Below are 25675 nucleotides of genomic sequence, written 5' to 3' on the forward strand. Positions count from 1 at the left end.
ATGGAGACGATGATATCTGTGCTAATCGGCGTGCTGGTCACAGTTGCGGTATATTTGATTCTTTCTCGTAGTTTGTTACGAGTCATTTTAGGAACCGCAGTCTTGTCACACGCCGTTCATTTGTTGATCATGGTGATGGGGCGTTTTTCAGGAGAACATGCACCATTGCTTGGGGAAAAGGGTTCCTCTTATGCAGATGCATTACCCCAAGCATTAATTTTAACAGCCATTGTGATTAGTTTTGGTGTGACGTCTTTTTTCCTCGTCCTAGCTTATCGTACTTATCGGGAGCTCGGAACAGATGATTTGACAAAATTGAGGGGATTGGACAATGAATAATATGTTAGTACTACTTATGATTCTCCCGATGCTCGCTGGTGTATTATTGGTGTTTTTACGACCGTTTGTTCTTGCACAGCGCATCATAAGTTTGATCACAATGTTTGGCACATTTATTTTAAGTGTTTATTTACTTTTAGTGGTACAAAACGAGGGCATCATGTCCATAGACTTTGGTGGTTGGTTTGCCCCGATTGGGATTTCTTTTGTCGGTGATGCGTTTTCTTTGTTGCTTGTCGTCACGACCAATCTCGTTGTGATGATTTGTTTGTTATATATATTTGCTTCGATTGGTAAAGAGAAAGAAAAAATGTATGTGTATCCTTTTATTCATTTACTAGTTGCGGGTGTCAACGGTTCATTTTTAACAGGTGATTTGTTTAATCTGTTTGTTTGTTTTGAGGTCATGTTATTGGCATCATATGCCTTACTGGTCCTTGGAGGTAAGCAGATCCAACTACGTGAAGCGGTGAAATACGTACTCGTGAATGTGATATCTTCAGCTTTGTTTCTCATTGCCATTGCTTATTTATATGGTGCACTCGGAACACTGAATATGGCACATTTATCAGTACGTATTGCTGAAGTGAATCAACCAGCAATTTTAACGACCATCGCGATTGTCTTTTTACTCGTGTTTAGTTTGAAAGCAGGGTTGTTGTTATATTTTTGGTTACCAGGAACTTATGGTGCGCCGCCGATGGCAATCGCAGCGTTATTTGGATCATTGTTAACAAAAGTAGGGATTTATGCATTGTTTCGCACATTTACTTTGCTGTTTTATCATCAAGTAGAAGTGACTCATGTGTTGATTGCTTTCATGGCCATGGCAACGATGATCGGTGGAAGTTTAGGGGCCATTTCATCACATGATGTGCGAAAAGTGATTTCATACAATGTTGTCATTGCAGTTGGGTTTATTTTAAGTGGACTTGCCGTTTACAATACGACAGCGATTGAAGGCGCCATCTATTATTTGATACACGATATGATCACAAAAGCATTGCTCTTTCTCTTAATCGGTGTGACGATGTATGCATCGCGAACAGCGTATATGGAGCGTATGAGTGGATTAATTTATCATTATCCGTTGCTCGGATGGTTGTTTTTCTTAGTGATGTTAGCTTTAGCGGGCATTCCACCGTTAAGTGGATTTATAGGGAAAATATACGTGGCTCAAGGTGTGCTTGAAGGGGGCGCTTACGTCTTACTTATTGTAGGATTAATTGCCAGCATGTTTGTCCTATATTCTTTGCTACGTGTGTTTACAAATTGTTTCTGGGGTGAGCCGTCGATCAGTGAAGATGATCGTGTCGTTTTGAAAAAAGGGATGATGTTGCCAAGTGTGTTGTTGGCGATTGTGATGTGTGCATTAGGTTTAGGTGTGGAAAGTATCACGGACATTGTCTCCCAAGCTGCTGAAACATTGATGAATCCTCAATTATACATTGATGCAGTTCTACCTGATGATGCTTTTTTATGAATAACTTGATTGAGGAAAGAAAGGGGGAAGCGTCATGTTTGGACAATTATTGTTAAATATCATGCTGGCTTTTCTGTGGCTGTTGTTGCAAGATGAAAGCAAGTTTGAAGTCTCTACGTTTTTTGCGGGTTTTTTAATTGGGATGGTCATCATTTATATGATGAGACGGTTTTTCTTTCGCGAATTCTATTTACGGCGCTTGTTCGCATTCGGTCTGTTACTTTTGTTGTTCACAAAAGAGTTATTTACTTCGAGTATTTTAGTCGTTAGACAAGTATTAAGTCCACGTTTGCAACTGAAACCAGGTATATTTGCATACGATACACAACTAGAAGGCGAGTGGGAAGTGACGATGTTGTCATTGTTGGTTATATTAACACCAGGATCTGTCGTGATTGAAGTAGCCCCTTCTAACAAGCGTTTATATATACACGTAATGGATATTCCTGAGTCGAAAGGTGCTGTGTTGCGTGCAATGAAAAAATTCGAAAAAGCAATTATGGGGGTCACACGCTAATGTTTACAACGATGTTAATGAGCGCACTTGTATTATTTTCTGTCGCGATTGCCTTGACTGCTTTTCGGGTTATTCGTGGACCATCGATGCCGGACCGGGTAGTGGCTTTGGATACAATTGGGGTGAATCTTATCTCTATTACAGCCGTTTTTTCAGTTCTTTTACAAACAACTGCCTACGTAGATGTGATGTTGATTATAGGTATCTTAGCATTTGTGAGTACGATCGCTTTTTCTAAGTTCATTGAAAGAGGTGTGATTATTGAGCGAAAGCGTGACAGGTGAAGTAGTAGCTGGTGCACTCATTTTGGCTGGGGCAATGATGAGTGTGGTAAGTGCGATTGGTATCATTCGCCTACCCGATGTATATACACGTTCACATGCAGGTACAAAGAGTGTGACTTTGGCAGTGTTGCTAACATTATCAGGGACTTTTATATATTTTTGGTTAGCAGATCAATATATTAGTGTACGTCTTTTGTTAGGGATTATCTTTGTGTTTTTAACTGCACCAGTGGCAGGACACTTGATTACACGGGCAGCTTACCGGTCCGGTGTACCATTAACAAAAACAAGTATGGAGGATGAGTTGGCAGAAGCATTGAAGGATAAGAAGCAAGAGGGTCAGTGATAAATATTGAATTTAGCTTATATGAAACAAGAAGTGATTTTGCTACTGGAGTAGGATCACTTTTTTTGTGTTTTCTAGGGAAAGCATAGGTCTTTTACGCTGTTCGCTGTATAAACGATCTCACAAATGGCTAAGCTAGAGAGTAGTTTTTGATTTTTGAGTCTCGGGACGAGTGGAGGATATAAAAAATGAAAAAATTGTTTGTAAGTTTGCTTGTACTTATGTTGTTCATCACGAATGCAGGTAGTTCAGTGTATGCAGAAAAAGAAAATCCAGCATCAAATGTTTCATTGGCAGAGGAGTCAGCTGCGGCCATTGTAATAGAGCGAGACACAGGGAAGATATTGTTTGAAAAGGAAAGTCATAAACAATTGCCTCCAGCTAGTATGACAAAAATTATGACGATGTTGCTGATTATGGAACAGATTGATGAAGGCTCATTAAAATACGAAGACCAAGTGCGCGTAAGTGAGAAGGCAGCATCAATGGGTGGTTCACAAGTATTTTTAGAGCCGGGAGAAGAAATGACGGTTGATGACATGTTAAAAGCGATTGCCGTTGCATCTGGTAATGATGCATCTGTAGCGATGGCAGAACACATTGGTGGTACAGAAGAAGAGTTTGTAAAAATGATGAATGAGAAGGCGAAACAATTAGGTTTAAAGGATACAAAGTTTCAAAACACAAACGGCTTACCAGAGGCAGATCACTATACATCAGCACATGATTTAGCGATGATGTCAAAAGAGCTGTTAAAGTATGAAAATATAACGGCCTATACTGGCATTTATGAAGACTATTTGCGCAAAGGCACGGACAAGGAATTTTGGCTTGTCAATACGAACAAGTTGGTCCGGTTTTATCCCGGTGTAGATGGTTTGAAGACAGGTTTCACAAAAGAAGCAAAGTATGGATTGACTGCGACAGCTGAGAAGAATGGGATGCGGGTCATTGCGGTCATTATGGGTGCGCCAACACCGAAAGAGCGTAATGGTCAAATTACGAGCATGCTTGATTATGCATTCAATCAATACATGACTAAGCCACTCCAAGAACAAGGCGATGTCATGGGGGAAGTGCCTGTTGTCAAAGGTGTGGAGGAAACTGTTCGTGCGGTCACACCTGATAAAGTATCTGTACTGCTGAAAAAAGGAACGGATACTGCAGATACAGAAGTGAAAGTTGAAATGGCAGAAGCGTTACAGGCGCCAGTGAAGAAAGGTGATGTTGTCGGTCATTTACTTGTCCAAAAAAATGGACAAACATTATCTGAAACACAATTGGTGGCTGAAACCGATGTAGCTGATGCTTCGTGGTGGACATTGTTCAAAAGAATGATGTCAACATTTGCGGGGAATTGACCTGAAGGAAAGTATTCATGTTTTTTTACACTAGTTTTGTCGTGTGCAAGGGTTCCTCGTTGCGTAAATAGAATAGAGATATAGACAACGTGTGTGGGAGGTGCTGGAAATGAGTTTGAACATTCATTTGGAGCAAAAGGAAGATGTGTTACTTGTACGTCTGCAAGGAGAATTAGACCATCACTTTGCAAAAGAACTCCGTGTAAAAATGGAGGAGAAAATGTTTCATACAAAGCATGTCGTACTAAATTTAGCAGAGCTCTCTTTTATGGATAGCTCGGGATTAGGTGTGATTCTTGGTCGTTACAAGCAGCTGCAGGCAAACGGAGGAGAAATGGTTGTTTGTGCGATTTCACCAGCAGTTAAACGTTTGTTTGAGATGTCAGGTTTATTTAAGATCATTGGTACGGAAGAGAATGAAGCATTTGCTTTGCAAAAGTTGGGGGTGGCGTAAATGAGAAACAAGATGGAACTTTCATTTTCGGCTTTAAGTGAAAATGAAGCGTTTGCCCGAATCACAGTCAGTGCTTTCTTAGCACAATTGGATCCGACAATGGATGAATTAACGGAAGTGAAAACTGTTGTCTCTGAGGCAGTGACAAATGCGATTATTCATGGTTACGAGAATAACCCTGAAGGTCAAGTCCACATTTCAGCAACGATTTCTGACCGTGCGCTCTCATTGATTGTCCGTGATGAAGGTGTCGGTATTCATGATATTGAAGAAGCACGACAACCACTCTATACATCAAAGCCGGAGTTAGAGCGTTCCGGCATGGGTTTTACGATTATGGAAAACTTTTGTCAAGAAATACATGTATCTTCCGAACCATTGATCGGTACAACAGTGTACTTAAAAAAACAATTGGCCCCTACAAATGCGGTCTGTAGGTAGGGGGATAAGCGATGAGTGCCGAAGTCAAACCAAGCGGGAAGCGAGAGGCGCCGTTATCCGACCCTGAAGTGAAACGTTTAATTGCAGCAAGCCAGGCTGGTGACAATTTGGCGCGTGATAAAATTGTGCAACGCAATACACGTCTTGTCTGGTCTGTTGTGCAGCGTTTCATGAATCGTGGTTATGAAGCAGAGGATTTGTTTCAAATTGGCTGTATTGGTTTAATCAAATCCGTTGATAAGTTCGATTTGTCATACGACGTGAAGTTTTCTACTTATGCTGTTCCAATGATCATTGGGGAAATCCAACGTTTTCTTCGTGATGATGGCACAGTGAAAGTGAGTCGCTCAATTAAGGAATTGAGCAATAAAATTCGCAAAGCAAAAGACGAGCTGACAAAGAAGCTTTGTCGTACGCCGACAGTGAATGAGCTCGCAACACACCTTGGTGTGACTGTGGAAGAAGTAGTGTTTGCTGGAGATGCAAATCGAACACTGTCGTCCATTCATGACACCGTGTATGAAAATGATGGGGATCCAATTACGTTACTTGATCAAATTGCAGATCATTCTGAAGGACGGTGGTTTGATAAAATTGCACTAAAAGAAGCGATCTGTCATTTGGAAGAACGTGAGCGCCTCATTGTATATTTACGTTATTACAAAGATCAAACGCAATGTGAGGTAGCTGAGCGATTAGGAATTTCACAAGTGCAAGTGTCTCGATTGGAAAAGAAGATACTTGGCAATATGCGTGAGAATATGGCTGAATAACGAGACAGAAGGCAGGCGCTTGTTCGAGGAAACGAGCGCTTGCCTTCATTTTTCTTGAAGTTTGCGCTAGGGGTATTTGTCTAGGTGGGAAAGGGGGGAAATACACGTAATAAAAATAGGTGGTAATCTGTTCACAAGCGTTGCCCGTGAATATGTTGTCATTCTACGAAGGATAAAAACCGCCTAACTCATTTACGGTATGCTTTCATTATAACGATCTGTAATTGATAAGGTCAAGTTTTTTTAACTTTAAGCTAAAAAGTAGGGTTAACTTACTTGTACCATGTCTTTCTATTGGAGGTCTCACCTTATTACTTAGGTGTAGGCTTTTTTTCTATGTATGAACGCATTGTTTTTAGTCATACTACGAGTAGATCAATATAGGGAGCGTGCTTTTACTTTGAAACCCTTTTGATGAAAGGATTTTAAACATGGATCGTGTGACACGGAAGAGTGTGTATCGAGAAAATATCTCATTGTATCGTGGAAAAAAACAAGTGGTCAAACACGGCTTGCTCGCTTTTATATCAGGAGGAATGCTTTGCGTCTTAGGACAATTAGTTGCTAATGGTTATCACTATTTTTTTTCGGTGAGCACCGAGCGCGCTACAAGTTATATGCTCGTGTCATTTATTGGTCTGGCAGCATTGGCGACAGGTCTCGGTGTATATCGTAAGTGGGCACAGACTTTTGGCGCCGGTTTACTCGTACCTATTGTTGGGTTTGTGAATGCAATGGCGAGTGCAGCGATAGAACATAAATCTGAAGGTTTTTTTATCGGGATAGGTCCGCAGTTGTTTCGTCTTGTAGGTCCTATTATTGTTGCTGGGATTGCATGTGCTTATGTGCTAAGCTTTGCACGGTTGCTCATTAAAGTATTTATTCAATAATGGGGCGTGTGGCGTGACGAATTGGAGGGAGTGCTTGCATGGGGCGGTATCGTAAGAAGACACTCATATTTCAAGAACCGATCTATGTTCAATCGAGTGGCACGTCGGTAGGTCCTAGGGAAGGCAGTGGACCACTTGCGGGATCGTTTGATGAAGTATTTTCTAGTTTATATTGCGGGGAAAAAAATTGGGAGGCGGCTGAAAAACAATTATTAAGAACAGCAATTGATCATTGTTTAACAAAGGGGCAAATCACTCGTGGTGATGTAGACCTGTTGATCGCGGGCGACTTATCAAATCAAATGATGAGCGCTAGTATGGTCGCGTGCGATTTGCAAATCCCTTATGCTGGTGTGTACTCGGCTGGAGCGACTTTAGTGGAATCTATGGTGATGGCTGCGTTATGGATCAATGGTGGTTTTGCGGATCACATTGTCGCAGCAACAAGCAGTCATTACGGTGTAGCCGAAAAGCAATGGTTTTATCCGACTGAATTTGCTATGCAGAAACCATTATATGCGCAGACAATAGTAACGGGTTCCGGCGCTATTTTGCTTGGCAGAAAACGAACAGAAGTAAAAGTGACCGAAGCTTCGCTAGGGATAGTTTATGATTTTGGTGTAAATGATCCGTTTCATTTAGGCGCGGTATTGGCTCCTGCAGTAGCAGAAACAACATTGTGGCACTTAGAAAAAACGAAGCAGGCGTTGACTGATTTTGATCTGATTGTGACAGGAGATCTTGGTGCAGTAGGGACGGAAATTTACCGAAAAATTTTAAGAGAAAAAGGTTTATTACTAAGCGACACGCATATGGATTGTGGGGTCATGATGTATTGTACAAAACAACATCCCTATGCAGGTGGCAGTGGTGCGGGTTGTGCGGCGACGGTTGTATGTGGTCATTTACTCGACATGTTAAAAAGGGGCAAGAAGAAGCGTATGCTTGTTGTGACAGGGGGCGTTTTTCTCAATACGACATTCATTGGTCAAAAACAATCGATCCCAACCATTGCACATGCAATTGTATTGGAGAGGGAGGAATAATGGTGGAATATATTTGGGCATTTTTAGTGGGTGGAGCCATTTGTTTTGTTGGACAAATGTTGCTTGATATAGGAAAGTTATCACCGGTCCAAGTATTGGTTACACTAATGATATTTGGAATGATGTTAGATGGTTTTCATCTATATGACTTCCTTATTTCTGTGGCAGGAGCGGGTGCCACATTACCAATTACTGGCTTAGGTCATTCGCTTGTGCATGGCGCTATGAATGCGGGGAATAATGGTCTCTTCTCTATTAGTGATGGTTTATTTGATATGGCGGCTGTGACGTTTGTTTTTTCTATTTTATTTAGTGTCACTGTCGCCCTTTTGTTTCGACCGCACGGGGGTGTATAAATGCGCCAAGTTATTTTCGTTACAGATGGCGACTTATCAGCAAAAGGTGTATTAGAATGGCTCGCTCCACAGATGGACTGCTACTGCATTTGTGCTTCCTCTGGTAATCCATCAACGATTGATGAACAGCAATTGCTTAAAGCCATTCAAGAGGCACCTGACGTGCCAATTCTTGTCATGTTTGATGATTGTGGTTGTTTAAATGAAGGGCCAGGAGAGAGAAACATGCGTTTCCTTGCAAATCATCCTGATATTCAAGTGTTAGGTGCACTGGCTGTGGCGGCACAAACGCATGCGTGGGAGTGGACACATGTGGATGTATCGGTCGATCGCTTTGGGCATTTAACAGCATATGGCGTGGATAAAGAAGGATTAGCTGACCTAGAGGTTGGACGAATAAACGGTGATACAGTTTCGGTGTTGGATGATTTGCAATTGCCGATTGTCGTTGGGATTGGTGATATTGGGAAAATGGCTCGATTTGATGATGTTGGGCGTGGTGCGCCAGTTACACGTCAAGCAATTTCACTTATTTTGGAAAGGAGTGGTTTAAATGCCGAAGGAGGTAAAGAAAAAAATGTTCAGTACAAGCCTGACAGAAAATGAAGAGGTACTTAAAAAGCGCCTTGGCATTGGCAAATCATTTGATGTTGGTGTACGAAAATTAACGTTATTTCAGTGTGACATCGCAATTTACTTTGTTAATGGACTTGTAGATGATCAATCCGTTACACAAATTTTAAGAGAGCTTATGAGCATAAGTGCTGAAGCAAACTCACGCCGTACCGATCATGTAAAAGAGGTCATCAAAAATTATTTTGCGCATGTCCAAGTTGAAGAAGTTGAATCGATGGATGAATGTATTACACAGGTGTTGTCGGGGCTCATCTTTGTTGTCATTGACGGGGAATCGCAAGCACTTGTTGCTGATGTACGTTCTTATCCTGGTCGTGGTCCAGAAGAACCTGATACAGAGCGTGTGGTTCGAGGTGCGCGTGATGGTTATACGGAGAACATCGTTTTAAATACAGGTTTAACACGTCGCCGTATTCGTGATGAGCGTTTACGTCAAGAAATCATTCGCGTTGGAACCCGTTCGAAAACAGATGTGTGCATTACGTACATAGAGGGGATTGCCAACCCAGAATTAGTAGCGAAACTAAAAAAAGAGTTAAAAGCAATCCATATCGATGGCATTACAATGGCTGACAAGGTGATTGAAGAATACATTGTGAAGCAAGGCGTGAATCCATTCCCACTTGTACGTTATACAGAACGACCTGATGTGGCTGCAACGCATGTATTTGAAGGTCATGTATTAATCCTGGTCGATACGTCTCCATCTGTCATCATTACACCGGTAACATTATTTCATCACATTCAACATGCAGAAGAGTATCGTCAATCAGCAGCCGTCGGTACATTTCTTCGTTGGATGCGGTTCATTGGCATCTTGTTTTCCTTGTTCATTGTCCCTTTTTGGTTGCTACTGGCGATGAATCAAGACTTACTGCCTGCAGCACTGGACTTTATTGGCGTAAATGAAGAGAAGAACATTCCACTTGCGGTACAAATTGTTTTTGCAGAGATGGGTATTGAGTTACTACGAATGGCAGCCATTCATACGCCATCCCCATTGGCGACAGCACTTGGTTTAATCGCCGCAATGTTAATTGGCGATATGGCAATAGAAGTTGGTTATTTTACGCCAGAAGTGATCTTGTATGTGGCGCTTGGTGCAATGGGCATGTTCGCTACGCCAAGCTATGAACTCGGGGTTGCGTTGCGAATTATACGGTATGTCATGATTATATCTGTTGTTTTCTTTGGTGTCTTAGGGTTGGTATTGTCGGTGTTCATGCTGTTTATGACACTTGTGATGACGCGTCCTTTAAACCGGCCGTATATGTGGCCGTTTCTACCGTTTGATCCTCCAGCGCTTGCGCAAATATTATTCCGTACAACGGTGCCGTCTGTGCGTTGGCGTCCAAGCATTGTGCACCCTCGTGATAAAGTACGGCAAATGCCCACAAACGAATAAAATGGAGATTTAGACGCATTTTGTTTGAGAATGGATAGATTGTTCATGTACAATAGGTAAGCGTAAGTACACGCAATTCTAGTGGAGAAGAGAGGTTTTTTTATGAAAAAAGGGAGTATTGAACTTGAAAACGGAGAAAAAATGGTGATCGCGTTTTATGAAGATGCAGCACCGGGCACCGTAAAGAATTTTGCGGACTTAGCAAATAAGGGATTCTACAATGGTTTAACTTTTCATCGTGTGATTCCTGGTTTTGTTGCCCAAGGGGGTTGTCCGACTGGTAATGGTACTGGAGGAAGTGGCACAACAATTAAATGTGAAACGACAGGCAATCCACATAAACATGTTGCTGGCGCACTTTCAATGGCTCATGCAGGAAAAGACACTGGTTCATCGCAGTTTTTCCTTGTGCACGAACCACAACCACATTTGGATGGGGTGCATACAGTGTTTGGTCAAGTGGTGGAAGGAATCGATCACATTTATCGTATTAAGCCAGGCGATGTCATGCAGGAAGTAAAAGTTTGGGAAGAGTAATTTTTTGGGCCGTATCCATCTAGGATGCGGTCTTTGTTTAGTAGACAGGCGCGGCAATCATAGTGAGTGATCACGTCGAGGGTGTTTGAAGCCGCGCCTTTAAAAGGTGCGGGATTTTTTAAATATACAACCATGATATGCGTAGAAAAGGACAATTCGTGGTGTCGAGGGAAGATTTATGATGTAGCTTCCTTTTTTGATACAAGGTTTTCTTTATGCATATCTTTCAGTAAACGGATTTGGATGTCATGTTCGTAATATTTTTCGAGAAAAAGTTGATGCCCAGCAAGTAGCTCTTTTGAATTTTTTTCAAGTTGATCAAGCCGTTTTTCCGTGTGAAGACGAAACATGCGCATCTCTGTCCGAAAGTCATTTAAGTTCGTTTCAAGCCCTTGTACGGTTGTTCCAAGACCGTGCATCTTCGTTTCAAGCCCTTGTACGGTTGTTTCAAGACCGTGCATCTTCGTTTCAAGCCCTTGTACGGTTGTTTCAAGACCGTGCATCTTCGTTTCAAGCCCTTGTACGGTTGTTTCAAGACCGTGCACCTTCGTTTCAAGCCCTTGTACGGTTGTTTCAAGGCGATACATCTGCGTGCCAACTTCCTCTACACGTGTGTATAAGCCTGCTGTTAAATCACTTAATTCTTTGAGTGCTTGCATAATTTGTGACTCGCTCATCATGACCCTCCTTTCTAGAATGAGTTCATTGTAACATAAAAAGGAGAGCCAACAGTAGCAAAACGTTGTTGGTCTCCTCCAATTTTTTAATCACTTTCCGGTAGAAGCCCCCTCTATCACCCCGAAGTTTTTGTGTTATTTTTTATTCGATTTACTATTTGGGAATCCTGCTAAAGATCGCGCGTATTGAAAAGGTGTGCGAATGACTTTACGGAAAAGTGCTTCTTCTTCAAGGATAGAAAAGCTTTTATAAGCGTAACGTTTGTTCATTTCTAATAGCCATACGTGTTGATTGTGGTCAATAATAAAGTCGATGGCGATATCTGCAAAGCAGCCATGTTCATCAAGATGTTTACAGGCATTTTTGCAAATAGCAATAATCTCTTGTTCCAATTGTGCGGTATCGTTGGAATTAAAAAGTATTTTCAATGCTTCTTTTCCATGTAGTAAATAGTCTAGGTTGCGCAAATTTGTTGTAATGCTACCTGGTTTTGAAAAGCGTGCAATCATGCCGGAGCATGTCCATCTCTCAGTATGATCTTTTTGCATGTACACACGAAAATCAATGTTTCTTGAATCGTGCGAAACGGGGACGCCTTGTTGTATTAGATACTTCTTTTTCTTTTTCATTACTTTTTTAATTACGGGGTGTTTAGCAAGTGTATCTGTATGTGTGATGGTGTTACTGTCGTCTGTAATTTGAAAGGACCCTTTCTTCTTCTTCACTTCAATAATACCAGCTCCTTGTGAACCGTGTTTAGGTTTTAAATAGACAGACGGGTACATTTCTAACATTTCTATGATGCTATCTAATGCGTGGATTTGCTGTGTATGTGGTAGGTGGTTTTTAATGGTTTTATGAGGGGCTAGCCATTGCCACATGTCCCATTTATCAAAAAAAGTTGAGTTGAATAAACGTCCACCTAATGTTTCGTAAAGGTCATTGTTAACCTCTGTAGGAATAGGAACCCTTTTAAAAATAACATCGGGATAAGAAAATGTACCTTCTTTCCATGAAGCCTCCGTTTGATGAGACCCCGGATAGAAATAGTAACCTGTAATTTTCTTATCGTCCATATCAATGTGGGAAGGTGTGCTAAGTAAAATAAGTCCATTAAATGGTGTGGTATTTTCTATTCTCTCTCTTAGTGCATCTAAGTCTCTCAACATTCTTTTAGAAACTAGATACAAAATGACAGGTCCCACATGTACATGGTTCTCTTTCAGGTAAATATCGTAGTTTAAGTCGTCTGGAATAAAAAGATCACGAATGATGTTGATTGAAAGGCCAAACGTATTTTCAGGGAGTTCCTCTTTAAACCGCACTTCTAACTCTCGTTGCCAATGTCCAAAATGAAATGTCACTTTCCTTGATAACGTGGCTGAGTTCTTGTATGCAACCGGGAAATAGAGACAATTTAATTCTTGTGTAATCATCCATTTGACATACAATGTAAACACCTCCTGTAGTATATTGGCATTATATGTAAAATATTCTGTTTAGTTCGGGCGCGTATAAAGGTTTTGGCAAAAAAGGGCTGTGAAAAGATGCCTAAATTTATACAAAATGCGACGGTAATTAGAAGATTTGTTTTGTAATGTTTATTTGGATCAACATTGCCGATTATCTCTAACTATGGTACATTGAAAGAGGGTGAAGTTTCAGTACCCTTCCAACGAAAAAGCAAATGTATACAGAAAGGTAATATTTGTAAGCGCTTTACTCGATGGGTGTATTTCACAAAAAAAGCAAATGGAGGGATCATATTGACTGTCGAACAAACGTATTCTCCAGGGTTAAATGGCGTAATCGCAACAGAAACAAAGTTGTCGTTTCTTGATACAGAAAATGGAGAGATCGTCATTGGTGGTTATGACTTGATTCAACTATCAAAAACACATGGGTATTTGGATATTGTACACTTGCTTTTGAAAGGAACTTTGCCAACGGATGTGGAACGGGATGAGCTAGCGAAGAAATTAAGTACATCTTATACAGTACCTGAGACTGTATTAAATGTATTAAAGCAATTACCGAAAGCAACCCATCCAATGGATGCGTTGCGGACAGGGATTTCAGTGTTAGCTGGATTTGACCGTGAATTAGAGGACCGCAGTGAGCATGTGAATACAGCGCGTGCGTATGATTTATTGGCAAAGTTACCGACGATCGTCGCTAGCAGTTATCGTGTACTTGTCGGTGATGAGGTGTTAGCACCAAAATCGTCTTTATCTTATAGCGCCAATTTCTTGTATATGATTACAGGGAAAGAACCGACACCACTTGAAGAACGTGTATTTGATCAGTCACTTCTCTTATATTCTGAGCATGAAATGCCTAATTCAACGTTTACTGCTCGCGTCATTGCTTCAACATTATCCGATATGTATGGCGCATTAACGGGTGCGGTTGCGTCGCTCAAAGGACATTTGCATGGTGGTGCCAATGAAGCAGTCATGTACATGTTATTGGAAGCGGATACACCGGAAGAATTTGAGGCACTTTTGCGGAGTAAGCTGGCACAAAAAGAAAAAGTGATGGGCTTTGGTCATCGCGTTTATATGAAGAAAATGGATCCTCGTGCGCTCATTATGAAAGAGGCTTTGACTGAGCTATCTGAAAAAGCCGGTGACGATCGTTTGCTTCGTATGTGCGTGGCAGGTGAGCAAGTGATGGCAAAAGAAAAAGGTATTTATCCAAATTTGGATTATTACGCAGCACCTGTATATTATATGCTCGGCATTCCGATTGGCTTGTACACACCGATTTTCTTTGCTTCACGAACAGTCGGTTTGAGCGCGCACGTGATGGAGCAGCATAACGACAATAAATTGTTCCGTCCACGGGTGAAGTATACAGGACCACGGCATCACTCGATTTCATAATTAAACTGAAAAAACGGAGGCACACATCAATGACAACACAAACAGATACAGTAAAAACAGACCGGTTGTTAGAAGAAATTGCAGATTATGTATTAACAAAAGAGATTACGAGTGAAGAGGCGCTTCAGACTGCGGCTCACGTGCTTGTTGATACGCTTGGATGTGGCGTGCTCGCGTTACGTTACCCAGAGTGCGTGAAAATGCTTGGACCGGTTGTGCCAGGCACAGTTGTTCCAAATGGCGTGAAAGTACCAGGGACGTCCCACGTATTAGATCCAATTCGCGGGGCATATAATATCGGCACAATGGTACGTTGGCTCGATTATAACGATACGTGGTTAGCAGCAGAATGGGGCCATCCATCTGATAATCTTGGTGGTATTTTAGCTGTTGCAGATTATTTGAGCCGAAAAAACATTGCAGAAGGAAAAGCGCCGCTCACAGTACGCGACATCCTCATTGCCATGGTGAAAGCACATGAAATTCAAGGGGTACTCGCGCTTGATAATAGTTTTAACCGCGTTGGGCTTGATCACGTATTGCTTGTGAAAGTGGCGACGACAGCGGTGACGTGCGGCATGCTTGGCGGGACACGTGAAGAAATTATTAATGCGGTTTCTCACGCTTGGATTGACAATGCAGCATTGCGGACGTATCGTCATGCACCAAATACAGGTTCACGGAAGTCATGGGCGGCTGGTGATGCAACGAGTCGTGGTGTCTTTTTGGCAATGACAGCTCTTACTGGAGAGATGGGCTATAAAACAGCACTGTCTGCGCCGGGTTGGGGTTTCCAAGATGTGTTATTCAAGAAGCAAGAAGTGACACTTGCCCGCGATCTAGATGCGTATGTGATGGAAAACATTTTGTTCAAAGTGTCGTTCCCAGCTGAGTTCCATGCACAAACAGCAGCAGAGTGTGCGGTGCGCTTACATCCATCAGTCATTGATCGCTTAGATGACATTGATCGGATTGAGATTGTGACGCATGAATCGGCGATTCGTATCATTGATAAAAAAGGACCTCTTCATAATCCAGCTGACCGTGACCATTGCCTGCAATACATTACGGCGATTGGCTTGTTAAAAGGTGATATTGTTGCGGATGATTATGAAGATGAAACTGCGCGTGATCCGCGGATTGATCGTTTACGTGATTTAATGATCGTGACGGAAAGCAAGCAATACACTGAGGACTATTTAGATCCGAACAAGCGCTCAATCGCTAACGCGGTACAAGTATTCTTTAAAGACGGTTCTTCAACAGACAAAATTGCGATTGAGTACCCACTTGGTCATCGTTTCCGCCGTGATGAGGCAGTACCATTTATTCAAGAAAAGTTTGAAGCGAACATCCACACGCATTATGCAGCGAAACAAGCGACAGCGATTCTTTCAGCGTGTAAAGATACGGATGTGCTCGGCAAGATGAGTGCAACTGATTTTGTCGACTTATTCGCGCTGTAGGAGGAGAATATTATGCCATGGATTGTTGATCAATGGGCAACACAAAAAGAATTGGCTGATTCCTTCCGGCAGCAAATGAAAGCACCCACAATTTTGCAAATGCCCGGTGCGCACGATGCAATGGCGGGTTTAATGGCAAAAAAAGCTGGCTTTACAAGTTTATATTTATCTGGGGCTGCATATACCGCGAGCCTCGGATTACCTGACCTTGGCATTGTTCAGTCAAATGAAGTTGCTGCCCGGGCAAAGGAAATTGTGCGGGCGACCAATTTGCCGTTGCTTGTCGATATTGACACCGGCTTTGGCGGTGTACTCAGTGTGGCAAGGACAGCAGTGGAAATGGTTGAAGCGCATGTTGCGGCTGTGCAAATGGAAGACCAAGACTTACCGAAGAAATGCGGGCATTTAAACGGCAAGAAGCTCGTGTCAACGGAGGAAATGGAACAAAAAATTTCCGTCTTAAAAAAAGCAGCCCCGTCGCTCGTGCTTGTCGCGCGAACAGATGCGCGTAGTGTGGAAGGGTTAGATGCAGCAATTGCCCGGGCAAAAGCGTATGTCGCGGCCGGTGCCGATGCCATTTTCCCAGAAGCATTACAAGGTGAGGCGGAATTCCGTGCCTTTGCCAATGCAATTGACGTGCCGATTTTGGCTAATATGACGGAATTTGGCAAGACGCCGTATTATACAGCGGAGGCTTTCCAGCAAATGGGTTGTGATATGGTCATTTATCCGGTGACGTCGCTGCGGGTTGCCGCCAAAGCTTATGAGCGTGTGTTCCAAGCGATTCGCGCGGACGGGACACAAGAAGGTTGTTTAGAAGATATGCAAAAGCGCAGCGAGTTGTATGAGACAATCGCGTATGATCAATTTGAGGCACTCGATCAATCAGTCGCAAAAACGGTGTTATCAAAAGACCAATAAATAGGAGTAGCCTACGTTTTTACGTAGGCTACTTGCTCACAGAAAGGTGTTGTCTATGAAAATCGGGTTTATCGGACTCGGAAATATGGGCTTACCGATGTCAAAAAATTTACTAGCTTCACAGTATGAGGTTGTAGGTTTGGATTTGAATAAAGAATCATGTGAGCGCTTTCAAGATGCGGGTGGAGAAATTGCGCAGTCACTGGTGGAGATGACGGCATGTTGTGGGTTAATCTTTACAAGTTTGCCATCATCAGAAGCGGCAAAACAAGTGTATTTGGCTCGTGATGGATTGCTTTCGTCATGTCCAGCCGATGTCATTTTGGTTGATACGAGCACAATTGCACCGAGCTTGGAAGTGGAAATTGGCACAAGAGCAGAAGAGAAGGGGCTGTCTTTTTTAGCTGCTCCAGTTAGTGGCGGGGTAATTGGTGCTGAAAAGAGGACGTTGACGTTTATGGTCGGTGGAGCGGAAGAGACACTTGAACAAGTACGTCCGCATCTACTCAAACTAGGCAGCCACGTGTTCCACCTAGGGGAACGCTATGATAGTGGCACGAATGCAAAATTGATTAATAATTTGTTAATCGGCTTTTATACTGCTGGTGTCGCTGAGGCACTGACACTGGCGCGGGAAAGTGGCTTGGATTTAGACTTTTTGTTTGATGTGTTAAGTGTTAGCTATGGTCAAAGCCGTATTTATGAGCGCAATTACAAGTCATTTATGGCGAAGGAAAACTATGAACCTGGTTTCACATTGGCGCTATTAAACAAAGACTTACGCTTTGCGATGGACCTTGCAGCATCACACGATTTAAATTTGCCCATCAGTCAGGCGCTTGTCGATTTATATGCAGACGCAGAAGCTTCCGGCTTAGGCGCGAAAGATATGGCCGTCATTTATGAACGTATTGGTGAGCAGTCGATTACTTTCAAAGCAGAAAAGGGGAATGTCACATGAAAGCAGTGAACGTGAGGACAGTAGAAAATTGGATCGATGGCGCGTGGGTTGCGTCTGCTTCGACTGAAACGGAGCGCGTCCCAAATCCAGCAACAGATGAAACACTCGTGCACGTGCCGTTATCGACGAAAGAAGAACTTGACGAGGCGGTACGAAGTGCCAAACGGGCGTATGCGACGTGGAAGACGATTCCTGTTCCAGAGCGGACGCGCTACATGTTTTCGTACTTGCACTTGCTAAAAGAAAACCGCGAAGAGCTTGCCCAACTCATTACAAAAGAAAATGGCAAAACAATCAAAGATGCGCGTGGCGAAGTGCAGCGCGGGATTGAATGTGTGGAGCTCGCGACTGCGACGCCAACGCTCATGATGGGAGATGCGCTCCCTGGTATTGCGGGCGGCATTGACGGCGCAATTTGGCGTTATCCACTCGGTGTTGTGGCCGGCATCACGCCGTTTAACTTTCCAATGATGGTGCCGCTTTGGATGTTCCCGCTTGCGATCGCCGCTGGAAACACGTTTGTGTTAAAAACATCGGAGCGGACACCGTTACTAGCGGAGCGCTTAGTTGAATTGATGCATGAGACGGGCTTGCCAAAGGGCGTCTTAAACATGGTTCATGGTGGCAAAGACGTTGTTAACGGGATTTTAGAACATGATGATATTGAAGCCGTGTCCTTCGTCGGTTCAGAACCCGTCGCCCGTCATGTGTATAAAGTTGGTACGGCGCATGGCAAGCGTGTGCAAGCCCTTGCTGGTGCAAAAAACCATGCCGTTGTCCTTGGTGACTGTGAGCTTGAAAAAACGGTACAAGGTGTCATTGGCGCTGCGTTTGGCTCAAGTGGTGAGCGCTGCATGGCTTGTTCGGTTGTCGCTGTGGAGGAATCGTTTGCGGATGAATTTATTGCAGCATTGATGAAAGAAGCAGAAAAGTTGACGGTTGGTAATGGTATTAATGATGAACACTTCGTTGGCCCGCTTATCCGTCAATCTCATAAAGAACGTGTCCTTTCTTATGTTGAACAAGGGGTAAAAGAAGGGGCAACGTTACTGTTAGATGGGCGTAAAAGTGGTGAGGCAGCGGGCGATGGCTACTATCTTGGGGCGACGGTGTTTGACAATGTCACACCTGATATGACCATTTGGCAAGAGGAACTTTTTGCCCCCGTGCTTAGTATCGTTCGTGTGAAAGATTTAGATGAAGGCATCACACTCACGAATCGTTCTCGCTTTGCCAATGGTGCGGTCATTTATACATCAAGCGGGCAAAGTGTCCAATATTTCCGTAACAACATTGATGCTGGTATGATCGGTGTCAATGTCAATGTGCCAGCGCCGATGGCTTTCTTCTCGTTTGCGGGGAATAAAGCGTCTTTCTTTGGAGATCTAGGCACGAATGGTCGCGATGGGATTCAATTTTACACACGGAAAAAAGTGGTGACGGAACGGTGGTTTAATTAAGGCATACGCAATCACACAAGAAAAACTGGTGCGCTTTTACATAGCATCACCAGTTTTTCGTTATCGCTTCTTTGCAAGTGTGGACAATGATCTTTACAAATCTAAGAGATCAATGGTTGATTTTAGTTTAGAATCAAGCATGATTTCTTTTTTGAAAATCGTATCTAACATTTCTCCAACACTTTCATTGATGGATAGCACTTGTTGGATAGTTGGTGGCGGTCCAGTGACGCCATTTAATGTGCCTAGCACATATTGAATTTTTTCCCCCTCTGCATTAATGATATGTGCTAACCCCATTTCTTCCATTGCGATGGAAGCAAGAATCAGGTTAATGACTTGATCGCGTGATAATGCAATGTCAGGCGTAAAGTTAGGCATTGTTGGTTGACCCATGAGTATCTCTCCTTTCGCACTAGTATAGAGGGAGGTGGAAAGGGTTGTACATCGTTAGGACGAGGTCTTATGTCCCCCTCTATGATAAAATATGTATGTTTATGCATATGTGTGACAGTTTTTATGGAAATAGGCATCATTATGTTGATATAGACAAGAAAAAATCTATCATCATTTCTTCCGCCCTTAAAGCGAAGTATGCTATAATAGTAGAGCGATTGGGGACGAGAGGGGTGAGGCTATGGCGAAACGTAAGAAGCGAAAAAAGAATGAGTGGAAATCGCAACTTACGTTTGAATTAATCGGGTTAGCGATGCTTGTTGTCTCGATTGTGACATTAGCCCGATTAGGAAGTGTGGGGGAAGCGTTTGTCCGTTTGTTTCGATTTTTTCTTGGAGAATGGTTCGTTTTCTTGGCTTTTTCCTTTTTTTTGTTAGCCGTTTATATGATGTTCAAACGAAAAAAACCGCGCCTTTGGTCTCGTCGAATGGCAGGTGTATACATTATTGTCCTTTCTGGTGCAATGATGACACATGCAGGTCTTTTTCATGTGTTGCAGGCGAATGATGAACTTTCAGATGCATCGGTTGTGCGAACTACATGGGCATTATTTTGGAACGAGATGACGCAACCTACGTCAAATGACTTAGGTGGTGGAATGATCGGTGCAGTTGGTTATGCAGCGAGCCACTTTTTATTTGCTAATGCGGGTACATACTTATTGTGTTTTATTTTACTTATGAGTGGTGCAATTTTAATATCGGGCTACTCTCTTTCTGCGTTGTTTGGCAAGTTATATCGGCGTAGTTATTTGTTTATAACAGACATGTGTAAATCTATTTGGACAGATATACGGACATGGCACGAGCAATCTCGGGAGAAGATGGCAGAGGAAAGAACAGCAAGACAAAAGAGAAAGAAAAAACGTACGGTAACGTCGATCGCATCGGAAAACGAAGCGCTCATAAAAGAGCCAGAAGGAGAGCCAGAAATTGTTGATTTTACAGAATACCCTGCTGTAAAAGTAGACACGGAAGTACACGATCGCAAAAAAGCAGTGCTTGGTGCACATCAACCGGAAGAGTTAACGCGTGAGGCTACATTTTTTACGCAACCATTGCAAGAGATGCAAGAAGAGAATGAAGCGTATGTACTCCCTAGCTTTGACTTGCTTGCCACATTAGACAATCCAGATCAGAAACGAGAAAAACAACAATTAACAGCAAACGCACATAAATTAGAGAAGACATTGGAGAGCTTTGGCGTCAATGCGCGTGTGTCGAAAGTGCACCTAGGACCAGCTGTGACAAAATATGAAGTAAACCCGAGTGTTGGTGTAAAGGTAAGCAAGATTGTCAATTTAGCAGATGACTTAGCGCTCGCACTGGCAGCGAAAGACATTCGAATTGAAGCACCGATTCCAGGAAAACCTGCAATTGGTATTGAAGTGCCGAACCAAGAAGTCGCCCTTGTCTCGTTAAAAGAAGTGTTGCGGGCATCTTCTAAACGACAACATGAGGTTTTGGCTGTGGGATTAGGACGAGACATCTCTGGGGAGCCAGTACTCGCGGCATTGAATGAAATGCCTCATCTACTTGTAGCCGGTGCAACAGGGAGTGGAAAAAGTGTTTGTATGAATGTCATTATTACAAGCATTTTAATGAAAGCGAAGCCTCATGAAGTAAAACTTGTTATGATTGATCCAAAGATGGTTGAGTTAAATGTGTACAATGGCGTTCCTCATCTACTTGCTCCTGTGGTCACGGATCCAAAGCGAGCATCGCAAGCGTTGAAAAAGGTTGTTGCCGAAATGGAGCGACGTTATGACTTGTTTTCGCATACAGGAACGAGGAATATGGAAGGCTATAATGAGTATGTGAGATTAAGTCAACGCAAAGAAGGAGAATTGGTGAAGCATGCCCCTCTTCCGTACATTGTTGTCATTGTTGACGAACTTGCAGATTTGATGATGGTGGCTTCAAGTGATGTTGAAGATGCAATTGCTCGGCTAGCACAAATGGCACGTGCAGCTGGTATTCACATGGTGATTGCAACACAGCGGCCTTCGGTCGATGTTATTACCGGTGTTATTAAAGCGAATATTCCTTCCCGCATTGCATTTGGCGTTTCCTCACAAACAGATGCTCGAACGATATTAGATACAGGTGGAGCCGAAAAACTATTAGGTCGTGGCGATATGCTTTATTTGCCAATGGGTGCGACAAAACCAACACGTGTTCAAGGCGCCTTTCTATCTGATGATGAGGTTGAGCGGGTTGTGGCTCACGTCATTTCTCAACAAAAGGCGCAGTATGCTGAAGAAATGACATCGCCTCTAACAACTTCTGTTGAAAATAAAAAAACAGATGATTTGTTTGAACAAGCTGTGGAACTTGTGACTGATAGTGGTCGTGCGTCGGTGTCGATGTTGCAGCGTCGGTTTCGAATCGGTTATTCAAGAGCTGCGCGTTTAATTGATGAATTAGAGGAAAAAGGGATCATTGGTCCGTATGAGGGAAGTAAACCACGTCAAGTGTACGTGAAAAGGAAAATTGATGAAGAAGAGACATCGTAGTACGGGACTGACAGGATGCAATGTCTATTCTTGTTCAAGTGATGAAAAGAGGAGATGGGTACTGTGATCAAGGGGGATCAGCGGCCGCTTTATTTGCAAGTGATCGACCAGCTAAAGACAGACATTGAGGGGTATGAAGAAGGAGCAAAATTGCCGACCGAATTTGAATGGGCAAAACAATTAGGTGTGAGTCGCGCGACATTGCGAGAGGCACTCCGACTATTAGAAGAAGACGGGCTTGTTATTCGACGTCATGGTGTCGGGACATTTGTACATACGAAGCCATTATTTTCAGCGGGAATGGAAGAGTTAGCAAGTGTCACTGACATGATCATAAAAGCAGATATGGAACCGGGCACAATCTTTTTGTCATCTTCCTTAAAGGAGGCAACAAAAGAGGAACAGCAACGCTTCCAATGTGCTGATACGATGAACATTCTACATATCGAACGGGTCCGAACGGCCGATGGTGTACCTATTGTATATTGTTTGGACGTCATCCCAGAAATATTTTTAGCTAATCATTCAATTCATGAAACAAAATCGATTTTTCAATTCCTTGAAGAGACGGGTCGGACGATTCGCTATGCAGTAACCGAGATTGAGCCAATTGGCTATCATGATGAAGTGACACAATTATTAGATTGTCCGCCAGAAACGTCACTTTTGCTATTGAAACAGTTACATTATGATGAGTCAGATGAAGCGATTCTTTATTCTTTAAATTATTTTCGAGCCGACAAATTTAAGTTTCATGTTGTTCGTCGTCGGGAATAGTTTTTGTGATTTGTGAAGTAAAATCTTTTAAGTGTGTTCACATGCAATAATGGTTAAAGTAGGAAAAGACGTTCATGTTGTGTTGGGTATGGAAATTCATAAATGAGGATGTGTATAAATGACAAATGTAAATGGATCATCGCAGCCATGTGGTGGGGTGCAACTTCACTTGTGGCAGACCGATAAGTTTAAAACAATCTCTTGTATTTTAATGATCAAGTCGCCTCTCTCTGTAGATACGGTGACAGCCCGCGCGCTCATCCCACATATTTTGCAACGCGGGACGAAGCAGCACCCGAACCGAATGGCGCTCAAGCGAAAGTTAGATGATATGTACGGCGCAGTGCTGGCAACAGATGTGCAGAAAAAAGGGGAGCAGCACGTAATCACATTTCGTATAGATGTTGCTTCTGAACGGTTTTTATCTGATCAGATTACGCTATTTCAAGAAGCGTTAGCATTGCTACACGAAGTGCTCACTGAGCCAAACCAAGAGGATGGCGTATTTTCTCAAGCGATTGTTGAGCAAGAGAAGCGCGCGCTAAAGCAACGGATCCAGTCGGTATACGATGATAAAATGCGTTATGCAAATGTACGTATTACAGAAGAGATGTTTTCTGAGGAGCTCTATCGTCTGCCTGCTTATGGGCGTGAAGAAGATTTAGCCACGCTTACTTCGGAAAATATTTATGATGTATATAAGCAAATGCTGGCGCATGACCGGATGGATTTATTTATTGTTGGTAGTTTTGATGAAACAGCAGCAAAAACGACTGTTTCCAAGTTGTTTGGGGCTGAGCGGTCCATTCAAGCACAGCAAGCAGCAAGTGCACCAAGCCCGTCAGTTGTTCAAGAGAAGGTTGTTCGTGACGAGCAAAAAGTGAAGCAAGGAAAGCTCCATATGGGGTATCGCACGTATACAACGTTTGCCGATGATGATTACGAAGCTGCGCAAGTCGCAAACGGGATTTTTGGTGGGTTTCCATCGTCAAAGCTATTCATAAATGTTCGCGAAAAAGAAAGCCTTGCTTATTACGCGGCTTCCAGGTTGGAAAGTCATAAAGGTGTACTTATGGTCATGTCAGGAATTGAATTTGACAAATATGATCGGGCAGTGGAGATTATTAAAGCACAAGTTACAGCAATGAAGCAAGGCGATTTCACCGAAAAAGACATTGCGCAAGCAAAAAGCATGTTGTTAAATCAGTTGTGGGAAGCAGTCGATACAGCACGTGGGTTTGTGGAGTTGTCATATCACGAAGTCGTCGCAAACGCTCGTCGCTCCTTATTAGACAGGGCCGAGGCAATTAAACAAGTGACAAAAGAAGACATTGTGCAGGCTGCGAACAAGTGGGAGCTAGACACGATTTACTTTTTGACAGGGGCAGGTGAAGCAAAGTGAAGCGGCTCGAGTATAAGCAACTAGGCGAATATTTATACCACGAACAGTTGGAAAACGGATTAGACGTTTATATTTTACCAAAAGATGGTTTTCATAAAACGTTTGCTACGTTCACAACGAAGTACGGTTCGGTTGATGATACATTTGTTCCGCTTGGTAAAGACGAACCAATCAAAGTGCCTGATGGCATTGCGCACTTCCTTGAGCATAAAATGTTTGAAGATGAAGATGGGGACGTGTTCCATACATTTGGAGAACAAGGCGCTTCCTCCAATGCTTTTACGAGTTTCACACGAACGGCGTATTTGTTTTCAAGTACGACGCAAGTTGAAAAGAATGTGAAAACATTGCTTGACTTTGTCCAGAAGCCATATTTCACGGATGAGACGGTAGAAAAGGAAAAAGGGATCATTGCACAAGAGATCACGATGTACGATGATAATCCAGATTGGCGCGCTTATTTCGGTACGATCGAAAATTTATTTGAGGCGCATCCTGTAAAGATTGATATTGCCGGGACGATTCCTTCCATTACAGAGATTACAAAAGAGGATCTGTACACGTGCTATGAAACGTTTTATCATCCAAGTAATATGTTATTGTTCATTGTTGGTCCTGTCGATCCTGAAGCGATGATGACGCTCGTGCGAGAGAATCAAGCGGCTAAAACGTTCCCAGCATCTGAAGACATTGTCCGCCATGTTGCACCTGAAACAACACCAGTTCACGTAGCCACACGGACGATATCGATGCCGGTACAGACGCCGAAATGTTTTGTTGGTTATAAGGAAAAGGAGCCAACACGACAAGGGACAGATTTATTAAGGCATGAACTGGCCATACAAGTGGTATTAGATTTAATGTTTTCACCTAGCTCTAAAGCATACGAATCGTTGTATGAAGCGGGTGATATTGATGATTCCTTCTCATTTGATTATACGGCAGAATGGGGCTTTGGCTTTTCAATTATTGGTGGGGACAGTAACAACCCAGACCAACTTGCAAAAAAAATCATTGAAACGATAGAAGCGCATCAAAAAAATGGCTTGTGTAAAGAAGAGGCAGACCGTGCGATTAAAAAGAAAATTGGGGCTTTCTTGCGCTCGTTGAATTCGCCCGATTTTATTGCAAATGAGTTTACCCGCTACCAATTCAACGAGATGAATTTATTTGATGTCGTGCCGACGCTAGAGACGTTAACACTTGATGATTTACAGAAAGTCTTAACGGAGCATTTCACAGCTGACTACCAAACAATTTGCATCGTCCGTGACGAAGAGAAGTAA

At 42.8% G+C, this 25675-nt stretch carries 27 protein-coding genes; 24 read left to right on the top strand and 3 right to left on the bottom strand.

Annotated elements, in window-relative coordinates; all coding sequences use genetic code 11:
* The 15 genes from NSQ26_RS04145 (at position 1) to NSQ26_RS04215 (ending at position 10868) form a co-directional block, all read left to right on the top strand.
* On the top strand, positions 1-339 hold the full coding sequence (locus NSQ26_RS04145; RefSeq protein ID WP_499719291.1) for a Na(+)/H(+) antiporter subunit C: 339 nt from the start codon (positions 1-3) through the stop codon (positions 337-339).
* The gene (locus NSQ26_RS04150; RefSeq protein WP_499719292.1) at positions 332-1822 is read left to right on the top strand and encodes a Na+/H+ antiporter subunit D; all 1491 of its coding nucleotides are present in this window, start codon (positions 332-334) and stop codon (positions 1820-1822) included. Before NSQ26_RS04145 ends, NSQ26_RS04150 begins: the two co-directional genes overlap by 8 nt.
* 34 nt (positions 1823-1856) lie before the next feature.
* A complete protein-coding gene (locus NSQ26_RS04155; RefSeq protein ID WP_499719294.1) occupies positions 1857-2339 on the top strand; it encodes a Na+/H+ antiporter subunit E in 483 nt (160 codons plus the stop codon).
* Positions 2339-2623 carry a Na(+)/H(+) antiporter subunit F1 gene (locus NSQ26_RS04160; RefSeq protein WP_499719295.1) on the top strand — a complete coding sequence of 95 codons (285 nt, stop codon included), beginning with the start codon at positions 2339-2341 and terminating at the stop codon, positions 2621-2623. The genes NSQ26_RS04155 and NSQ26_RS04160 overlap by 1 nt, the downstream gene beginning before the upstream one ends.
* On the top strand, positions 2601-2969 hold the full coding sequence (locus tag NSQ26_RS04165) for a Na+/H+ antiporter subunit G (protein WP_499719296.1): 369 nt from the start codon (positions 2601-2603) through the stop codon (positions 2967-2969). The genes NSQ26_RS04160 and NSQ26_RS04165 overlap by 23 nt, the downstream gene beginning before the upstream one ends.
* A gap of 188 nt (positions 2970-3157) precedes the next feature.
* Positions 3158-4330, top strand: coding sequence for a D-alanyl-D-alanine carboxypeptidase family protein (locus tag NSQ26_RS04170; protein WP_499719297.1), 1173 nt, complete (start codon positions 3158-3160; stop codon positions 4328-4330).
* Positions 4331-4439: 109 nt separating this feature from the next.
* Complete coding sequence (gene spoIIAA / locus NSQ26_RS04175) at positions 4440-4784, top strand: anti-sigma F factor antagonist (RefSeq protein ID WP_090776136.1); 345 nt, start codon at positions 4440-4442, stop codon at positions 4782-4784.
* Positions 4785-5225, top strand: a complete 441-nt coding sequence (spoIIAB, locus tag NSQ26_RS04180; RefSeq protein WP_090776137.1) for an anti-sigma F factor — start codon at positions 4785-4787, stop codon at positions 5223-5225.
* An 11-nt stretch (positions 5226-5236) separates the two neighbouring features.
* Positions 5237-5998 (top strand): RNA polymerase sporulation sigma factor SigF, encoded by a 762-nt coding sequence (gene sigF / locus NSQ26_RS04185; protein ID WP_090776138.1) that lies wholly within the window; start codon positions 5237-5239, stop codon positions 5996-5998.
* A 431-nt stretch (positions 5999-6429) separates the two neighbouring features.
* A complete protein-coding gene (locus NSQ26_RS04190) occupies positions 6430-6888 on the top strand; it encodes a SpoVA/SpoVAEb family sporulation membrane protein (protein WP_499719299.1) in 459 nt (152 codons plus the stop codon).
* Between the two features lie 38 nt (positions 6889-6926).
* Positions 6927-7934 carry a stage V sporulation protein AD gene (gene spoVAD, locus NSQ26_RS04195; protein WP_499719300.1) on the top strand — a complete coding sequence of 336 codons (1008 nt, stop codon included), beginning with the start codon at positions 6927-6929 and terminating at the stop codon, positions 7932-7934.
* A gap of 2 nt (positions 7935-7936) precedes the next feature.
* Positions 7937-8290 carry a stage V sporulation protein AE gene (spoVAE, locus tag NSQ26_RS04200; protein WP_090776184.1) on the top strand — a complete coding sequence of 118 codons (354 nt, stop codon included), beginning with the start codon at positions 7937-7939 and terminating at the stop codon, positions 8288-8290.
* Complete coding sequence (gene spoVAEA / locus NSQ26_RS04205) at positions 8291-8896, top strand: stage V sporulation protein SpoVABEA (RefSeq protein ID WP_499719302.1); 606 nt, start codon at positions 8291-8293, stop codon at positions 8894-8896.
* Positions 8868-10331 (top strand): spore germination protein, encoded by a 1464-nt coding sequence (locus NSQ26_RS04210; protein WP_499719303.1) that lies wholly within the window; start codon positions 8868-8870, stop codon positions 10329-10331. The genes spoVAEA and NSQ26_RS04210 overlap by 29 nt, the downstream gene beginning before the upstream one ends.
* Before the next feature lie 102 nt (positions 10332-10433).
* On the top strand, positions 10434-10868 hold the full coding sequence (locus NSQ26_RS04215) for a peptidylprolyl isomerase (protein ID WP_499719305.1): 435 nt from the start codon (positions 10434-10436) through the stop codon (positions 10866-10868).
* Between the two features lie 176 nt (positions 10869-11044).
* Here the strand turns inward: NSQ26_RS04215 and NSQ26_RS04220 are convergent, their stop codons facing one another.
* Together NSQ26_RS04220 and NSQ26_RS04225 are read right to left on the bottom strand one after the other, a co-directional pair.
* Positions 11045-11545, bottom strand: coding sequence for a hypothetical protein (locus NSQ26_RS04220; RefSeq protein ID WP_499719306.1), 501 nt, complete (start codon positions 11543-11545; stop codon positions 11045-11047).
* A gap of 135 nt (positions 11546-11680) precedes the next feature.
* Entirely contained in the window at positions 11681-12997 is a 1317-nt protein-coding gene (locus NSQ26_RS04225) for a YheC/YheD family endospore coat-associated protein (protein WP_499719307.1), read from the bottom strand.
* 315 nt (positions 12998-13312) lie between these two features.
* Here NSQ26_RS04225 and mmgD point away from each other — a divergent pair, with 315 nt between their 5' ends.
* The 5 genes from mmgD to NSQ26_RS04250 are packed head-to-tail and all read left to right on the top strand — an operon-like array spanning position 13313 to position 19239.
* Positions 13313-14431: a citrate synthase gene (gene mmgD / locus NSQ26_RS04230; protein WP_090776146.1), complete on the top strand. Its 1119-nt coding sequence runs from the start codon at positions 13313-13315 to the stop codon at positions 14429-14431.
* Between the two features lie 29 nt (positions 14432-14460).
* Entirely contained in the window at positions 14461-15897 is a 1437-nt protein-coding gene (locus NSQ26_RS04235; RefSeq protein ID WP_499719309.1) for a bifunctional 2-methylcitrate dehydratase/aconitate hydratase, read from the top strand.
* 12 nt (positions 15898-15909) lie between these two features.
* The gene (gene prpB, locus NSQ26_RS04240) at positions 15910-16818 is read left to right on the top strand and encodes a methylisocitrate lyase (protein WP_499719311.1); all 909 of its coding nucleotides are present in this window, start codon (positions 15910-15912) and stop codon (positions 16816-16818) included.
* Positions 16819-16873: 55 nt separating this feature from the next.
* Positions 16874-17779 carry an NAD(P)-dependent oxidoreductase gene (locus tag NSQ26_RS04245; RefSeq protein WP_499719313.1) on the top strand — a complete coding sequence of 302 codons (906 nt, stop codon included), beginning with the start codon at positions 16874-16876 and terminating at the stop codon, positions 17777-17779.
* Positions 17776-19239: a CoA-acylating methylmalonate-semialdehyde dehydrogenase gene (locus NSQ26_RS04250; RefSeq protein WP_499719314.1), complete on the top strand. Its 1464-nt coding sequence runs from the start codon at positions 17776-17778 to the stop codon at positions 19237-19239. Before NSQ26_RS04245 ends, NSQ26_RS04250 begins: the two co-directional genes overlap by 4 nt.
* Positions 19240-19332: 93 nt before the next feature.
* Here NSQ26_RS04250 and NSQ26_RS04255 read toward each other — a convergent pair whose 3' ends face one another.
* Positions 19333-19635 (bottom strand): alpha-helical endospore appendage domain-containing protein, encoded by a 303-nt coding sequence (locus NSQ26_RS04255; protein ID WP_090776151.1) that lies wholly within the window; start codon positions 19633-19635, stop codon positions 19333-19335.
* Positions 19636-19876: 241 nt separating this feature from the next.
* Here NSQ26_RS04255 and NSQ26_RS04260 point away from each other — a divergent pair, with 241 nt between their 5' ends.
* The 4 genes from NSQ26_RS04260 (at position 19877) to yfmH (ending at position 25675) form a co-directional block, all read left to right on the top strand.
* Positions 19877-22210: an FtsK/SpoIIIE family DNA translocase gene (locus tag NSQ26_RS04260; RefSeq protein WP_499719316.1), complete on the top strand. Its 2334-nt coding sequence runs from the start codon at positions 19877-19879 to the stop codon at positions 22208-22210.
* Positions 22211-22273: 63 nt separating this feature from the next.
* On the top strand, positions 22274-22987 hold the full coding sequence (locus tag NSQ26_RS04265) for a GntR family transcriptional regulator (RefSeq protein WP_176763884.1): 714 nt from the start codon (positions 22274-22276) through the stop codon (positions 22985-22987).
* 118 nt (positions 22988-23105) lie between these two features.
* A complete protein-coding gene (gene yfmF / locus NSQ26_RS04270) occupies positions 23106-24389 on the top strand; it encodes an EF-P 5-aminopentanol modification-associated protein YfmF (RefSeq protein ID WP_090776154.1) in 1284 nt (427 codons plus the stop codon).
* The gene (gene yfmH, locus NSQ26_RS04275; protein ID WP_499719317.1) at positions 24386-25675 is read left to right on the top strand and encodes an EF-P 5-aminopentanol modification-associated protein YfmH; all 1290 of its coding nucleotides are present in this window, start codon (positions 24386-24388) and stop codon (positions 25673-25675) included. Before yfmF ends, yfmH begins: the two co-directional genes overlap by 4 nt.

This window comes from Bacillus sp. FSL W7-1360 (assembly GCF_038592975.1).
GTDB lineage: Bacteria > Bacillota > Bacilli > Bacillales > Bacillaceae_D > Shouchella > Shouchella lonarensis.

What these genes read in the sequence shown, in the direction of transcription:
- NSQ26_RS04145 (WP_499719291.1), top strand. Translation starts at nt 1, where the DNA reads ATGGAGACGATGATATCTGTGCTAATCGGCGTGCTGGTCACAGTTGCG.
- NSQ26_RS04150 (WP_499719292.1), top strand. Translation starts at nt 332, where the DNA reads ATGAATAATATGTTAGTACTACTTATGATTCTCCCGATGCTCGCTGGT.
- NSQ26_RS04155 (WP_499719294.1), top strand. Translation starts at nt 1,857, where the DNA reads ATGTTTGGACAATTATTGTTAAATATCATGCTGGCTTTTCTGTGGCTG.
- NSQ26_RS04160 (WP_499719295.1), top strand. Translation starts at nt 2,339, where the DNA reads ATGTTTACAACGATGTTAATGAGCGCACTTGTATTATTTTCTGTCGCG.
- NSQ26_RS04170 (WP_499719297.1), top strand. Translation starts at nt 3,158, where the DNA reads ATGAAAAAATTGTTTGTAAGTTTGCTTGTACTTATGTTGTTCATCACG.
- spoIIAA (WP_090776136.1), top strand. Translation starts at nt 4,440, where the DNA reads ATGAGTTTGAACATTCATTTGGAGCAAAAGGAAGATGTGTTACTTGTA.
- spoIIAB (WP_090776137.1), top strand. Translation starts at nt 4,785, where the DNA reads ATGAGAAACAAGATGGAACTTTCATTTTCGGCTTTAAGTGAAAATGAA.
- sigF (WP_090776138.1), top strand. Translation starts at nt 5,237, where the DNA reads ATGAGTGCCGAAGTCAAACCAAGCGGGAAGCGAGAGGCGCCGTTATCC.
- NSQ26_RS04190 (WP_499719299.1), top strand. Translation starts at nt 6,430, where the DNA reads ATGGATCGTGTGACACGGAAGAGTGTGTATCGAGAAAATATCTCATTG.
- spoVAD (WP_499719300.1), top strand. Translation starts at nt 6,927, where the DNA reads ATGGGGCGGTATCGTAAGAAGACACTCATATTTCAAGAACCGATCTAT.
- spoVAEA (WP_499719302.1), top strand. Translation starts at nt 8,291, where the DNA reads ATGCGCCAAGTTATTTTCGTTACAGATGGCGACTTATCAGCAAAAGGT.
- NSQ26_RS04210 (WP_499719303.1), top strand. Translation starts at nt 8,868, where the DNA reads ATGTTCAGTACAAGCCTGACAGAAAATGAAGAGGTACTTAAAAAGCGC.
- NSQ26_RS04215 (WP_499719305.1), top strand. Translation starts at nt 10,434, where the DNA reads ATGAAAAAAGGGAGTATTGAACTTGAAAACGGAGAAAAAATGGTGATC.
- NSQ26_RS04220 (WP_499719306.1), bottom strand. Translation starts at nt 11,545, where the DNA reads ATGAGCGAGTCACAAATTATGCAAGCACTCAAAGAATTAAGTGATTTA.
- NSQ26_RS04235 (WP_499719309.1), top strand. Translation starts at nt 14,461, where the DNA reads ATGACAACACAAACAGATACAGTAAAAACAGACCGGTTGTTAGAAGAA.
- prpB (WP_499719311.1), top strand. Translation starts at nt 15,910, where the DNA reads ATGCCATGGATTGTTGATCAATGGGCAACACAAAAAGAATTGGCTGAT.
- NSQ26_RS04245 (WP_499719313.1), top strand. Translation starts at nt 16,874, where the DNA reads ATGAAAATCGGGTTTATCGGACTCGGAAATATGGGCTTACCGATGTCA.
- NSQ26_RS04250 (WP_499719314.1), top strand. Translation starts at nt 17,776, where the DNA reads ATGAAAGCAGTGAACGTGAGGACAGTAGAAAATTGGATCGATGGCGCG.
- NSQ26_RS04255 (WP_090776151.1), bottom strand. Translation starts at nt 19,635, where the DNA reads ATGGGTCAACCAACAATGCCTAACTTTACGCCTGACATTGCATTATCA.
- NSQ26_RS04260 (WP_499719316.1), top strand. Translation starts at nt 19,877, where the DNA reads ATGGCGAAACGTAAGAAGCGAAAAAAGAATGAGTGGAAATCGCAACTT.
- yfmF (WP_090776154.1), top strand. Translation starts at nt 23,106, where the DNA reads ATGACAAATGTAAATGGATCATCGCAGCCATGTGGTGGGGTGCAACTT.